The following is a 13,958-nucleotide window of genomic DNA, read 5'->3' as shown; positions in this document are numbered from 1 at the left end:
TACCTGTAAAACCTATACCTGCCCCAAGACCAAAAAAGCAAGCAGCATGAACGAGCTAAAAGGAGTACACCATGTCACGGCCATCACCAGCAGTGCCGAAAAGATATACGAGTTCTTCACCTATACCCTGGGCATGCGCCTGGTCAAAAAAACGGTGAACCAGGACGATATCCAGACCTACCACTTGTTCTTCGCCGATGACAAAGGCAGCGCCGGCACCGACATGACCTTCTTTGATTTTCCCGGCATTCAGAAGGGGGTGCATGGCAAGAACGAGATCGCCAAAACCTCTTTCCGGGTTCCAAACGATGCCGCCCTGGCTTACTGGGAAAAGCGCTTCGACCGTCTGAACGTGAAGCATGCTGGCGTGAAAGAGCAGTTTGGCCGCAAGACGCTCTCCTTTGTTGATTTTGACGACCAGCAGTACCAGCTTATTTCAGACGAAAATAACACAGGTATAGCGTCGGGCACACCCTGGCAAAAGGGACCTGTTCCGCTGGAGCATGCCATTACGGGTTTGGGTCCGGTATTTATCCGGATCGGGGAGTTTGACTACCTGAAGGAAATACTGGAAAAGGTCTTTCTGTTTAAAGAAACCGCGGAGGAGGGGGCCTTCCATTTGTTCCAAGTGGGAGAGGGCGGAAATGGTGCTTCTGTTATTGTTGAGCAGAACGGAAATGTGGCGATGGCCCAGCAAGGGTTTGGAACCGTGCACCACGTTGCATTCCGGGTAGAGGACCGCGCCGTGCTGGAGGAATGGATTGCCCGCATGGGCAGGATAGGACTACCTTCATCCGGTTACGTCAACCGCCATTTCTTCGAGTCGGTGTACACGCGGGTTGCGCCCGGTATTTTGTTCGAACTAGCCACTGATGGACCTGGATTTATGGGAGACGAACCCTATGAAAAGTTAGGTGAAAAATTGTCTTTGCCACCATTCCTGGAACCGAAGCGCGAAGCCATCGAGAAAATGGTGCGGCCCATCGATACAGTCAGAAGCATGAGGGAATTCTCGAAAGAGTAGTCCTCTTTTAACAGAGAGCAAAATAAACGGTGCCATTCGTCGCCCTTGCCGTAGGGTGGGGGCATGAAGATGAGTTTCCAGTCGCCTTTGAGCACGGCTTTGCACTCGGTTATCTCGAATCCCAGCACGTCAAAGTCGTTGCGCACTGGCTGCCTGGTTTCCTGTTGCAGGAAGGGTTTCAGCGAAGTGCCGTAGAGTGGCTTCAGGCCTTTCTCCTTCGGGTACGAGACATTGGCGTAGTCCAGCATGGTAGGCAGGATGTCGGTGACGTGGAGTAGTTCATCTGTCACGATGCCGCGTTTGTGCATGCGCCTGCCCGAAACGATAAAGGGCGTTTGCGTGCCGCCCTCGTAGGTGGTGAGCTTGAAGTAGGAAAGCGGCGTGTTGGCCACTTCCGCCCAGGCCCCGCCAATGGAGATGAACGAGTTGATTCTGCCCATATTCTCCAGACTGTTGTCGTATTCCGCTGCAATCGATTCCTTTGTGTTAGGCGCATAGAAATGGGGCTCTTTCGGGTTGGCCCCGTTGTCGGAGAGAAAGAAGATGATGGTGTCGTCGAACTTGTCCAGTTCCTTCAGCTTGTCGAACAGGCGGCCGAGGTTTCAGTCCAGGTTCTCGATCATGGCGGCGTAGATCTCCATTTTCCGGGCGGCTTCTCTTCGTTCAACTTCTGTTAACTCGCCCCACTGTTCAAACTCGCCGCTGCCTTCGTTCGGGGTCAGGTTCTGGGGGACCAGGCCGAGCTCCTTCATCCGCTGCAGACGCTGTTCCCGGATGGCATCGTACCCGCTATCGTAAGCCCCCTTGTACTTATCCAGCCACGCGTCAGGCACTTGCAGAGGGTCGTGGGGCGCCGTGAAGGCCAGGTAAGCGAAGAAGGGCTTGTCGTCCTGCTGCTCTGCTATGTACTGGATCATTTTGTCGGTATAGAAGTCTGAGGTGTAGAAATCTTCCGGCAGGTGCTCCACCGTCTCACCGTTTTCCGAATACTCTGTGTTTGGTTGCTCAAATTCGCTCAGGGCCCGTTGGTCGTAGAAATGGCTGACACCGCCGCCCAGAAAGGAAAAAGTGCGCTCAAAGCCCCTGTCATGAGGTCTGAAGCCGTCTAGCTCACCCAGGTGCCATTTGCCGGACATGTAGGTATGGTAGCCAGCGTCTTTCAGAATCTCAGGAATGGTCAGCACATCTTTGTTGAGGTAGCCTTCATAGCCGGGCTGCATGTACTGGTTGGTGGCGTGTGCTGTCGGCATGTTGCCCAGGCCCGCATGGTGGTTGTCGCAGCCCGACAGCAGCATAGCCCGGGTGGGTGCGCATAGTGCTGAGGTATGGAAATGGCGGAAACGCACCCCATTATCCGCCAGCTGCTGCAGGTTGGGCGTGTTGATCTCGCCGCCAAAAGGCTGGCAGTCGGAGTAGCCCATGTCATCCACTACAATGAGCAGGAAATTCGGTTGCCGTTCATGATTCATGTGATGTCGTTTGTTTTTTGTTCATAGCCTGGTGTATCTGCTTCCGTTCACCTCGCATTGATGGGCTCCCTTAGCAGGCTTTCGCCACCAAATGCAAGCTTTCAAGGTATAGGTATAATAGCCAGATCCTTCTGATATGTTACGTTGAATAAGCTGTATTCTTGCTGATTAATAAAACATTACGCGAAACCAGCGGCTTGGTGAGGAAGGCGCAAAAAGTAATGTCTGAGACAGGTCTGGTTGGGATGGTGACACTTGGCAGAGAAATGGTCACACATACTGAATGGTGGCAGTTGCAGGTATGGCTAATTGATAACTCGCCCCTAGAACACTGTTTACATAAGGAGGAAACTTTTATTAGATAATAATGTATATACAATAAATGTACATACATTTGTAATTGAAATCGATAGAATCAGTTTTAAAGGCACGTAGAGGAAACAGCATGGCACCTACAAAATGGGTGGTAGACCCAATACACAGCGAAGTGCAGTTCAGAGTAAAGCACCTGATGATCACGAGCGTAAGTGGTTACTTCCGAAACTTCAACATCGTTGCGTTCACGCCGGATGAGGATTTCAGTGAGGTGGAGGAGGTCGTTTTTACGGCCGATGTCAATTCGATCAGCACCAATAATGTGCAACGCGACACGCACCTTAAGTCACCGGATTTTTTCGACGTGGAGAAGCACAACGAGATCCGGTTTGTGGCTGATCGCTACCAGCATGTTAACGGCAGTCGCTACAAGCTACACGGCGAACTGAGCATACGCGATGTGTCCAAACCGGTGACCGTGGACGTGGAGTTTGGCGGTACAGTGGTAGACCCGTACGGCCAGACAAAGGCCGGCTTTACGGTATCCGGCAAGATCAGCCGCAAGGAATTCGGCCTTACCTGGAACGCCGTGACTGAAGCGGGCAGCGTGGTGGTGGGCGACGAGATTCGGCTCCATGCGGAAGTGCAGCTGGTGAAGCAGACGGTGTAAACTGAAATGAAAAATAATTCAATATATAAAACAGTCGTATACCTGATTATCAGGTAGATGGCGCCTAAATAATGATATCATGGAAAACAGAATAGCAGGCCTGCACCACATCACCGCCATCGCAGGTATGGCCAGGCAAAATCTGGATTTTTATACCAACGTGCTGGGCCTCCGCCTGCTCAAAAAGACGGTCAATTTCGACGATCCGGGTACTTACCACTTTTATTTTGGCGACGAGAAGGGCAGCGCCGGCACCATCCTCACTTTTTTCCCGCACGAGGGAGCCCGCAGGGGGAGCGCCGGTACCGGTATGGCCACCAACATTGCCTATGCCGTACCCGGGGGCAGCTTCGATTTCTGGATCGACCGCTTCCAGAAGCACCACGTCACCTACAACAAGCCCTCCGAAAAGTTTGGCGAGCAGTACCTGACGTTCCTGGACCCGGACGGGCTGAAACTGGAACTGGTGATCCCCAAAAAGCAGGACAATCGCACGCCCTGGGAAACCGACGAGGTGAAAGCTGCTGTCGCGACGAAGGGCTTTCACGGTGTGACCCTGACGGTACAGGATAAAGAAAAAACAGCGCAAGTATTAACCGATATCTTCGGCTATACCTTGCAGGAACAGAGCGTGAACCGCTACCGCTACGTGACAGACGCAGTCGACACGGCCAACATCATCGACCTGGTGGAACTGCCGCAAGAGCCGCGTGGCATTGGCGGGGCAGGCACCAACCACCACATCGCCTTCCGGGTGAAAAACGAGGAAGTGTTGATGCATTTTCAGAAAAAGATAGCAGACCTGGGCTACAACATCACCCAGAAGATAGACCGCAATTACTTCTACTCGCTCTACTTCCGCGAGCCGAATGGCATCTTGTTCGAGATCGCCACCGACAACCCGGGCTTTGGCATCGACGAACCTTGGGAGGAACTGGGAACCGGTTTGCTGCTACCCCCACGCTACGAGGCACGCAGAGCGGAGATCGAAGCCGCGTTGCCCAAACTTGACTAAAGTGAAATAAAGAGATTAGAGATTAACGAAAGGAAGGTATGGAGGCTTTTAGAATCACACGGGTATACGCGGACGAAAACGGCGACAGCAGGTTTGAGGATATTTCCAGAACCTTGAAACCGGAAGGGGAGATCGGATTCCTGTCAGAGGCGGAAAAAGCGGAGAGCGTCATTTTCCGGAAAGTGGTCCCTACCTACGATTACGACTTTCACACAGCACCGGCCCGGCAGTACATTGTCGTGCTGGACGTCGGCATCGAAATAGAGACCTCGCTGGGTGAGAAACGCACCTTCCGGCAGGGGGAGGTCCTGCTGCTGGAGGACACGACCGGCAAAGGCCACAAAACCCGAAACCTGCAGGAGGCCGTCCGCAGCTCTATTTTTATTACCCTCGCCTAAGGTATAGCTAGGCATCCGAAGAATAACTCTAAGAAGCAATGACATGGAGATAGAGGTAAAAGATAATCCGGCCCAGAACAGGTTCGAGACCACTGTAGAAGGCCATACCGCGGTGATCGAGTATAAGCTGAAGCCCGGCGTGATGACCGTGCTGCATACCGAGGTGCCGAAAGAAATGGAAGGCCAGGGTATAGCCGGGGCCATGACCAGGTATGCACTGGAGCACATTGCCGCCAACAAGCTGGAACTGGTGCCGCTGTGCCCCTATATGCGAGCCTTTCTTAAAAAGCATCCGGAGTACCAGCACCTGGTGCGCAAAGAATCGGCCAAAAACGAGTAAGTATAATCCAAAGCGCTCATGACTCACAATCTGAACTTCAAAGGCGAGAAAGTAGTGCCGGTGCGGGATGGGCAGACGATTCTGCAGGCTTCGCTGGATGCCGGTATTCCGCACTACCATGCCTGTGGTGGGAAAGGGCAATGCACCACGTGCCGTGTGCTGGTGCTGGAAGGGCAGGACAAGCTGACGCCGCCCACCGCTCCAGAGCAGATCATCAAGAGAGTGAAGAAGTTTCCGGACAATGTGCGGCTCGCCTGCCAGTCGCAGGTAAAAGGAGACGGGGTGGCCGTGCAACGGCTGATCCGGGATGCGGTGGACCGTCATATTTTTGTGGATGAAACCGAAGAGAACATGACCTCGGTGATCGGGGAGAGCCGTAAGCTGGCGCTTTTTTTCATCGACATCCGCGACTTCACACCTTTCGTCGAGAAGAGCCTGCCCTTCGATGTCATCCACGTCATGCGCCGTATCTTTGCACTGTACAAAAATGCCATCGCCCAGTACGACGGTGAAATTATCGACACGGCCGGTGATGGGCTTTATGTTGTCTTCGGGCTGAACAGCAAGATCAGGGAAGCCACCGAATCGGCTGTGCTGGCCGGGCTCAAGATCCTGTCCGATCTGCGGATCTTTAACAACACCTACATGCGGCCTTATTTCAACCATACCTTTGAGGTAGGTATAGGTGTGCACGTGGGCAGGGTGATCGTCGGAAACGTAGGGATAGGACTGAGCCAGAACCTCACGGTGATGGGCTTTCCGGTAAACATCGCCGCCCGGCTGCAGGCGGCCACCAAAGAGCTGAACAACAGCTTCGTGATCTCGGCCGTCGCCTACCGCCTTCTCCGGAAACCACCTTACGCCGTGGGCTGCGACTACCTGAATCTGAAAGGCGTGAGCACGCCCTACGAAGTGAAACTGATCGGGAAGCCCTACGAGTCGAAGGACGCTGCTGTCCTCGCCAGAACGATACAGGAGTAAGGCCTCGTTAATAGTTACTCAAAACCGTTAACAAGGCCTTAGCAAAAGGTATAGCGCCTCAAGGTATAGCGATTCTAGGAACTTGCCTTGGCTACCGCTTTTTTCACGGCCGGGGCCACCACGGTCCCGAGGAGCTCGATGCAGCGCATCAGTTTGTCGTGTGGCAAGGTACCTACGCTGATGTGCAACAGGAAGCGGGTATTGCCGAACAGCTCGTACTCGTACAGGATCTTGTCGATCACCTGCTGCGGACTGCCCACCAGCAAAGAACCCTTCGGCCCGCGCATGGCTTCGTAATGCTCCCTGTTCATAGGCGACCAGCCCCGTTCCCGCCCCAGCTTGCTCATGACGTAGGCATAAGGACCGTAATATGTATCGGCCGTCTGCTGCGCATCGTCCCCGACAAACCCATGCGAATTAATGGCCAACTGAAGCTTGGCGGGGTCATGGCCGGCTTTTTTGTAGGTCTCTTTGTAGAGGTTGGTGAACGGCACAAAACGCTCCGGCTCGCCGCCAATGATGGCCAGCGCCATGGGCAAGCCATGCGTAGCCGCCCGCACCACAGACTGCGGTGTGCCGCCGACCGCCACCCAGATCGGCAGTTCCTGCTGGTAGGGCCTGGGGTATACGCCACGGTTATCAATGGCTGGGCGGTGTTTGCCCTCCCACGTTATCTTCTCGCTTTTGTTGAGTGCTATCAGCAATTCCAGTTTCTCGGAGAACAAGGTATCGTAGTCTTTCAGGTCGTTACCGAAAAGCGGAAAAGACTCGATGAAGGAACCGCGGCCTGCCATGATCTCGGCCCGGCCTTCGGATAACAGGTCCACATGCGCGAAGTCCTGGAAGACGCGAACCGGGTCGTCGGAGCTGAGGACGGTGACGCCGCTGGATAACTTGATGTTTTTGGTCTTAACAGCCGCCGCTGCTAGTATGACAGCCGGTGAGGAAACGATGTAGTCGGAGCGGTGGTGCTCCCCAACGGCAAAAACATCCAGGCCCACCTGGTCTGCCAGCTCTATTTCTTCCATCAGGTTGCGCATTCTTTCGGCAGGCGGCAGCAGTTTTCCGGTATAAGGATCCGGGGTATTCTCGACGAAGGTGGTTATTCCGATTTCCATAGGGTAGCTTTCAAGAGTTTCATACAAACTTTAAATTACGTAATATAGCCAAATGGAGCGGCCTTACCTAAATTCCTGTTTGCCTTGCTGCCTGCCGTGCAATGCGACAATTTAAAACATGGAGGAGAAACGATTTTACAAAGGGCTTTACGGCTCCAACACCATCGAATTTGCGAAAGGGCTCATCCACGTGCATCCCTTCGGGGAGATCGGTAAGCAGCACCAGGGACAGGTAAAGCTGCACGCACACCATAATTTTCTGCAGATCTTTCTCGTACAGCAGGGCCACACCGAGTTTCATTCCGGATCGGAAAAACGCACCATTCAGGCGCCCGCCTTCATCCTCGTTCCCAAAAACATCGCCCACGGTTTTCTGCATCTCACCGATGTTTCGGGCTGGATCATCAACCTGGCCGACACGGTGCTGGAGCATATGCTGCAGCGGGAGGCCGATGTGATTTTCGGGATGGAGGAAATTCATGTGGTGTCGGTCACGGAGGAGGAGCCCGCCACCATGGAAGTTTTTGAAACTATGCAAAAGTGTGTGGACGAGTACAACAGCCAATTCCCGGGCCGCCTCCTGATGCTGCAATACCTGGTCGGGCAGATGCTGGTGCAACTCTACCGCATCTCGCTGGGCGGTAGGCAGACCTTCTTTTCTTCTTCTAATGTAAGCAAGGTATACTTCCGGCGCTTCCAGCAGCTGATCCGGGCAGAGGGCACCTACAAGAAAACGGTAGAAGAGTACGCCCGCGACCTCTTTATCTCCACTGGTCACCTGAGCCGCGTCTGCAGAAGCATCGCCAACCAATCCCCCAAAGACATCCTGATCGACTATTTCATCACCAAAGCCCAGTTGGCGCTTTCGGATGTGGACAGCAACATTGCTGATATTTCCTACTCCCTCGGCTTCGACGACCCCGCCTACTTTGCCCGGCTATTCAAGAAAAAGACCGGTCTGACACCGCTTGGATTCCGCAAAAAGATTGGCGTAAAGCGTACCTGAGCTGCTTTGCCGGTCGCCATCTTAGTGTCGGTACAGGCCTACTATGCCTCCATGCTGGGCAGCGTGAATGGCAGGCTATACCTGACCGGGGTCAGCGAAGAAGTGAACCGGGAGGTGATGCAATCCGACAAATTATGCCTGAACGGACCGGTGAAAGCCTTTGAGGTATAGCCCGAACTCGGTCTTTCCACCCACAACGCGGTAGTTGATGCCGAAGCCTGTCTGGTGGAGTGTGAGCCGCGAGTCAATTAGCCCTTGTCTCTTGTCCTACAGGCTAAGACGATTAGAGCCGCCTTTCTTGTCCTATCAAATAACATCTACCTGTTGCCTTTTACATAAAGTGCATCGAGAGGCGCAGTATGTTCGATTCGTCTTGTTAAAAACGAAAAAGTCCTATCTATGGGGGCGCTGTGCGAGTAGATTTGTAATACTTAGTGAGTGATTACTTTCCTGGGTAAGTGCGCGCTCATTTTTATTTATACTCGTACATCTAACCATATGAAAGACATACAGATAGAGCGAATTGAGTCCTTCATTGTCGACCTGCCCACCATCCGCCCACACCACTTGTCGATGGCCGTAATGCGCAACCAGACCATGGTGATCGTGCGCCTGTTTTGCAGTGACGGCATCGAAGGGATTGGCGAGGCAACCACCATTGGTGGTCTCAGCTATGGAGACGAGTCGCCGGAAGGTATGAAGCTCACCCTGGACACTTACATGGCTCCCTTGCTACAGGGAAAATCTGCGCTGAGCGTCAATGCCATCATGGCTTTGCTGGATAGTCACATCAAAGGAAACAACTTCGTGAAGTCGGCCATCGAAACCGCCTTACTGGACGCGCAGGGCAAACGGCTGGGCGTGTCGGTTGCCACGCTGCTCGGCGGGGCCGTGACCGATACCTTGCCTGTGCTTTGGACGCTAGCCAGTGGTGATACCGAGCAGGATATAGCCGAAGCCCATGCGCTCTTGAAAGAGGGCCGACACTACACCTTCAAACTAAAGATAGGTCGCAACGACTGGAAAACCGACGTGCGCCACGTGAGCGCCATCAAAGAGGCAGTTGGTCCGGAGGTGAAGGTGACCGTGGATGTGAACCAGGCCTGGTCAGAAAGCATCGCCAAACAAGGTATAGCCCTGCTGCAGGAAGCAGGCATCGACCTGATCGAACAACCCATCATCAAAACGAATTTCGACGGACTGGCCCGGCTCACGCGGTACTTCACCGTGCCGATCATGGCCGATGAAGCGGCCGGAACCGTGTCGGATGCCTTTAAGCTCGCCAAGATAGGAGGGGGCAGCGTGTTTGCCCTGAAGATCGCCAAAGCGGGCGGCTTGACCAACATTCAAAGGCAGGCGGCCATTGCCCAGGCCGCAGGCATCAGCCTGTACGGCGGCACCATGCTGGAGGGCACGGTGGGCACCGTGGCATCGGCGCAGGTTTTCAGCACACTGCCACACCTCGAATGGGGCACCGAGCTCTTTGGCCCGCTGCTGCTAACAGAGGATATCGTCAAGACCAGGCTGACCTACCAGAACGGCGTCCTGCAGCTTCCGCAGGGACCGGGTCTGGGTATAGAGCTGGATATGAATCAGGTAAACAAATTCAAAAGAAAATAAGCCATGCTATTTCACGTGCACATGACAGTGGATATCCCGCTGGATTTAGACAAAGCCTATGTCGAGAATCTAAAGGCAAAGGAAAAGGCGCTCTCGCAGGAACTGCAACAGCAGGGCAAGTGGACGCACATCTGGCGCATCGTTGGCCAGTATGCCAACATCAGCATCTTTAACGTGGACAGTGCCGGCGAGCTGCACGACATTCTGATGTCGCTCCCACTCTACCCGTTCATGCAGGTAGAAGTCACGGCCCTGTGCCAGCACTACTCCTCTGTTAAAAACGAGGAAGAAGCCCACTAAAAAAAATCCCCCAGAACCTTAAAGCAAATTAACCTAAACCTTAATACAACCCGATTATGGAAAGACATGAAATTGACAAAGTAGTTGAAAGAATAGCATCAACAGAAGCCACTGGTAAAGGCTCCGAGCGGATCAAAGAGATCGTCAACCGCTTGACCACCGACCTGTTCTACGCCATCGAAGACCTGGACATTCAGCCGGAGGAGATCTGGAAAGCGGTGGACTGGCTGACCACCACTGGCAAGAACAACGAGTGGGGCCTAGTGGTGGCCGGTATCGGGCTGGAGCATTTCATGGACCTGCGCATGGATGAGGCTGAGGCCAAAGCAGGTATAACGGGCGGTACGCCAAGAACGATCGAAGGTCCGCTCTACGTGCCCGGCTCGCCGGAATCGGTGGGTTATGCCGAGTTGGAGACCGAGCCCGAGGTAGGAGGCGAGCGCCTCTACATGCAGGGGCAGGTGCTGGATGAAGACGGCAAGCCCGTGCCAAACGCAAAAGTGGAGGTATGGCACTGCAACCTGCGCGGCATGTACTCGATGTTCGACACCTCGCAGCCTCCCTTCAACCTTCGCCGGGCCATCATTACTGACGAAAACGGGCGCTATCGGTTCAAAAGCATATTGCCGGTCGGCTACAGCTGTCCTCCGCGCGGCGCGACAGACCAAATGCTGAAAGCCATCGGCCGCCATGGCAGTCGTCCGGCACACATCCACTTTTTCGTCTCAGCGCCTGGCTTCCGCAAACTAACCACACAGATCAACATAGAGGGTGACCCGCTGATTTGGGATGACTTTGCCTTCGCTTCCCGTCCGGAACTGGTGCCGCACATTACGCGCTACAATGCCCAGGAAGCCAAAGAGAAGTTCAACATCGACGAGCCTTTTGCCTCCATTGATTTCGATTTCCATATCCACGAAGAGCGGGAGGGCGTGTTCTCCAGCGAGATCGAGCGCACCCACGGTCCTGCACAACCCTAAAACCTCTGCATTATGCCGATTCTGAAAATCGCAGACAACGACTGTTTCTATACCTACGAGGCACTGGGGCACGATGACACCATTGTGTTCTCCAACTCGCTGGGTACGGACCTGAGTATGTGGGATGCAGTTGCGCACAAGCTCAGGGACCACCTGAACATCCTGCGCTACGACACCCGCGGCCATGGCCAGAGCACCATCGGTTCCGATACAGTGAGCATCGCGGAGCTGGGGCAGGATGTGGTCGCGCTGTTGGATCATCTGCAGCTGGACAAGGTATACTTCTGCGGGCTCTCGATGGGCGGGCTGATCGGGCAGTGGCTCGGCATCCACCATCCGGAGCGGTTCAAGAAGATCATCGTTGCCAATACGGCTGCCAAAATCGGTACCGCCGAGGGTTGGAACGCCCGCATTGCCCAGGTGAAGGAGCACGGACTGGAGAGCATATTAGACGGCACGGCGCAGCGCTGGTTTACCCCAGTCTTCCGCGAAAAACATCCGGAAGTGGTGAATGATGTGCTGCAAAAGTTCACCAAAACCTCACTGCAGGGCTACATAGCCAACTGCGCGGCAGTGCGCGAGGCCGATTTCAGGAAAGAACTGCAAAAGCTGCGTGTTCCGACCCTGGTGATCAGCGGCACACAGGACGAAGTGACCACTCCCGCAGACGGCGAATTTCTGGCCAGCAGCATCCCCCGCTCCCGGCACGTGCAGCTGAATGCCAACCATTTGTCGAGTGTGGAGCTACCTGCCGAGTTTGCCAGGGATGTGCTGTACGCCGCCAAAAACGAGGGCGACTTTTATTTAAAAATATACCAGTGATATAAACATGAAATCGGTACCACAGATAAGCCTTGAAGAAGCCGTTGCTTTGGTAAAGGACGGTGATATTTTGCTACAGGGCGGCTTCGGGATGACTGGCAATCCGGTGCATTTGATGCACGCTCTTGCCGAGACCGGCACGAAAAACCTGACCTTTATCGGCAACAATGTAGGCGAGGTAGGTATAGGCGGCGGCAGATTGCTGCGCAATGGGCAAATCAGAAAAATGATCGGTTCCTTCTTTACCAGTAACCCCGAGGCGGTGAAAGCCGCACAGGACGGCGAGGTGGAATACGAGCTGTTGCCCCAGGGTACGCTGGCCGAAGCCATCCGGGCAGGCGGCGCAGGTATAGGCGGCTTCTATACGCCCACCGCAGCAGGCACCGAGCTGGCTAAAGGACGTGAAACGAAATTGATCCAGGGCAGGGAGCAGGTTTTTGTGGAAGGCATCCGCGGCAATGTGGCCTTCATCCGCGCCTGGCGGGCCGACACCGCCGGCAACCTGAGCTACCGCATGACGGAGCAGAACTTTAACCGCGCCATGGCCACCGCCGCCGATCTGGTGATAGCCGAAGTAGAGGAAATTGTGCCGGTTGGAGAAATCGCGCCGGAGCATGTGCACACGCCGGGCTCTTATGTCGATTACCTCGTGCAGGCCACGCTCACGCTGGAGGACCTGGGTTCTTCTGCCTCGGTGGAGTCCTCGCGCAAGGTGAGCGAAAGGCGCATGAACATGGCCAAGCGCGCTTTGAAGGAGCTGAAGCGGGGTGATGTGGTGAACCTGGGCATTGGCATTCCGACGCTGGTGGCCGACCTCATCACACCGGAAGACGGCATCGTGATGCACACCGAAAACGGCATGCTGGGCGTGGGGCCCTCTCCAAAGGACGGCGGCGGCGCCATGGACTACCCGGTCAACGCCGGCAAGATCCCGGTGACTGCGTTGCCGGGTTCCAGTTATTTCGACAGCGCCGACTCCTTTGCCATGATTCGTGGCCGGCACGTTGACATTGCCGTGATGGGCGGATTGGAAGTGGACGAGCAGGCCAACCTGGCCAACTGGGCCGTGCCGGGGCAGCCTCTGCTGGGTGTGGGCGGCGCCATGGACCTGGCCTCGGGTGCCAAAACGCTCATCATCACAATGACCCATACCAACAAAGACGGTTCTCCGAAAGTGGTTCCGACCTGTGCCTTGCCTCTCACTGCCTTAAAAGCGGTGGACATGATCATCACGGACCTGGCGGTTTTCCGGTTTATCGAGGGGCAATTGACGCTGACCGAACTGATGCCGGGGGCTAGCCTGGAAGAGGTGCGGGCCAAAACCAGCGCAAAATTCAAAGAGGCGCTCGAGGCATAGGCTGGCCACGCGCCACCCGATCATGTAGAGGAGAACAGCACATATGGCAGACAGCAGGTATAGCTTTGACGTGGACGTGGTCCTGTACATCATCCGGTGTACCATTGGCTTCCTGATCGGCTTTTCGCTATACCTGGCTTTCCCAAAGTATGAACTCTACTGGACGATGCTCTCCATTCTGCTTGTGCTTTCGCCGGAAATAAGGGACTCCTCCCGACTCACCGTTGAGCGCGTCAAATCTAACCTGATCGGGTCGAGCGTCGGCTTGCTATGTGTGATGCTGCCTGTGCCCCAGGTGGTGATGATGGTGCTAGGCATTGCCGTCTCCATCCTGATCTGCCACTTTTTTAACCTGATGGGGGTGGCCCGGACGGCCGTGGTCGCACTCGTGATCGTGGTGATACACGAGCAGGAAACCATGTCCAACTGGGCAGGGGTGGAGCGTTTTATATGTGTCGCGTTGGGTTGTGTGATCGGATATGGCGTGTCCAGTGCAACCTCGTTTTTGTCTGATAAGCTGAAGAGGAACTAAGCAGTAAAATT

The 13,958-nt window shown here is 54.6% G+C and carries 15 protein-coding genes and 1 pseudogene; 14 read left to right on the top strand and 2 right to left on the bottom strand.

What is annotated here, in order from left to right; genetic code table 11:
* Nucleotides 1-46 precede the first annotated feature (46 nt).
* Nucleotides 47-1,024 carry a ring-cleaving dioxygenase gene (locus B0B12_RS06160; protein ID WP_076666644.1) on the top strand — a complete coding sequence of 326 codons (978 nt, stop codon included), beginning with the start codon at nt 47-49 and terminating at the stop codon, nt 1,022-1,024.
* Nucleotides 1,025-1,263: 239 nt separating this feature from the next.
* Here the strand turns inward: B0B12_RS06160 and B0B12_RS20245 are convergent.
* Nucleotides 1,264-2,493, bottom strand: a pseudogene (locus B0B12_RS20245) (arylsulfatase); the annotation flags it as partial.
* A gap of 445 nt (nt 2,494-2,938) precedes the next feature.
* Between B0B12_RS20245 and B0B12_RS06145 the strand changes: the two are divergent.
* From B0B12_RS06145 to B0B12_RS06125, 5 genes are all read left to right on the top strand, one after another.
* Entirely contained in the window at nt 2,939-3,478 is a 540-nt protein-coding gene (locus B0B12_RS06145) for a YceI family protein (protein WP_076666638.1), read from the top strand.
* A gap of 79 nt (nt 3,479-3,557) precedes the next feature.
* Complete coding sequence (locus tag B0B12_RS06140) at nt 3,558-4,493, top strand: ring-cleaving dioxygenase (protein WP_076666635.1); 936 nt, start codon at nt 3,558-3,560, stop codon at nt 4,491-4,493.
* A gap of 38 nt (nt 4,494-4,531) precedes the next feature.
* Nucleotides 4,532-4,891 carry a cupin domain-containing protein gene (locus B0B12_RS06135; RefSeq protein WP_076666633.1) on the top strand — a complete coding sequence of 120 codons (360 nt, stop codon included), beginning with the start codon at nt 4,532-4,534 and terminating at the stop codon, nt 4,889-4,891.
* A gap of 43 nt (nt 4,892-4,934) precedes the next feature.
* Nucleotides 4,935-5,231: a GNAT family N-acetyltransferase gene (locus B0B12_RS06130; RefSeq protein ID WP_076666631.1), complete on the top strand. Its 297-nt coding sequence runs from the start codon at nt 4,935-4,937 to the stop codon at nt 5,229-5,231.
* An 18-nt stretch (nt 5,232-5,249) separates the two neighbouring features.
* Nucleotides 5,250-6,212: an adenylate/guanylate cyclase domain-containing protein gene (locus B0B12_RS06125; RefSeq protein ID WP_076666629.1), complete on the top strand. Its 963-nt coding sequence runs from the start codon at nt 5,250-5,252 to the stop codon at nt 6,210-6,212.
* Nucleotides 6,213-6,286: 74 nt separating this feature from the next.
* On the opposite strand, the gene B0B12_RS06120 is transcribed toward B0B12_RS06125, so the two are convergent.
* Entirely contained in the window at nt 6,287-7,330 is a 1,044-nt protein-coding gene (locus B0B12_RS06120) for an LLM class flavin-dependent oxidoreductase (protein WP_076666627.1), read from the bottom strand.
* A gap of 118 nt (nt 7,331-7,448) precedes the next feature.
* Between B0B12_RS06120 and B0B12_RS06115 the strand changes: the two genes are divergently transcribed.
* From B0B12_RS06115 to B0B12_RS06085, 8 genes are all read left to right on the top strand, one after another.
* On the top strand, nt 7,449-8,336 hold the full coding sequence (locus B0B12_RS06115) for a helix-turn-helix domain-containing protein (RefSeq protein WP_076666625.1): 888 nt from the start codon (nt 7,449-7,451) through the stop codon (nt 8,334-8,336).
* A 6-nt stretch (nt 8,337-8,342) separates the two neighbouring features.
* The gene (locus B0B12_RS20240) at nt 8,343-8,507 is read left to right on the top strand and encodes a hypothetical protein (protein WP_170871824.1); all 165 of its coding nucleotides are present in this window, start codon (nt 8,343-8,345) and stop codon (nt 8,505-8,507) included.
* A 327-nt stretch (nt 8,508-8,834) separates the two neighbouring features.
* Complete coding sequence (locus B0B12_RS06110; RefSeq protein ID WP_076666623.1) at nt 8,835-9,956, top strand: muconate/chloromuconate family cycloisomerase; 1,122 nt, start codon at nt 8,835-8,837, stop codon at nt 9,954-9,956.
* Nucleotides 9,957-9,959: 3 nt separating this feature from the next.
* Complete coding sequence (catC, locus tag B0B12_RS06105) at nt 9,960-10,256, top strand: muconolactone Delta-isomerase (protein ID WP_076666621.1); 297 nt, start codon at nt 9,960-9,962, stop codon at nt 10,254-10,256.
* 56 nt (nt 10,257-10,312) lie between these two features.
* Nucleotides 10,313-11,236, top strand: coding sequence for a catechol 1,2-dioxygenase (gene catA, locus B0B12_RS06100; RefSeq protein ID WP_076666619.1), 924 nt, complete (start codon nt 10,313-10,315; stop codon nt 11,234-11,236).
* Between the two features lie 12 nt (nt 11,237-11,248).
* Complete coding sequence (pcaD, locus tag B0B12_RS06095; RefSeq protein WP_076666617.1) at nt 11,249-12,058, top strand: 3-oxoadipate enol-lactonase; 810 nt, start codon at nt 11,249-11,251, stop codon at nt 12,056-12,058.
* A 7-nt stretch (nt 12,059-12,065) separates the two neighbouring features.
* The gene (locus tag B0B12_RS06090; protein WP_076666615.1) at nt 12,066-13,415 is read left to right on the top strand and encodes a 3-oxoacid CoA-transferase; all 1,350 of its coding nucleotides are present in this window, start codon (nt 12,066-12,068) and stop codon (nt 13,413-13,415) included.
* A 43-nt stretch (nt 13,416-13,458) separates the two neighbouring features.
* Nucleotides 13,459-13,947 carry an FUSC family protein gene (locus tag B0B12_RS06085; RefSeq protein ID WP_076666613.1) on the top strand — a complete coding sequence of 163 codons (489 nt, stop codon included), beginning with the start codon at nt 13,459-13,461 and terminating at the stop codon, nt 13,945-13,947.
* Nucleotides 13,948-13,958: the final 11 nt, after the last annotated feature.

Origin of the sequence: Pontibacter indicus, from assembly GCF_900156345.1 — a bacterium.
GTDB classification, from domain to species: domain Bacteria; phylum Bacteroidota; class Bacteroidia; order Cytophagales; family Hymenobacteraceae; genus Pontibacter; species Pontibacter indicus.
Note: the sequence above shows the minus strand (reverse complement) of the source record. Positions and strands in the feature narration are given on the sequence as shown.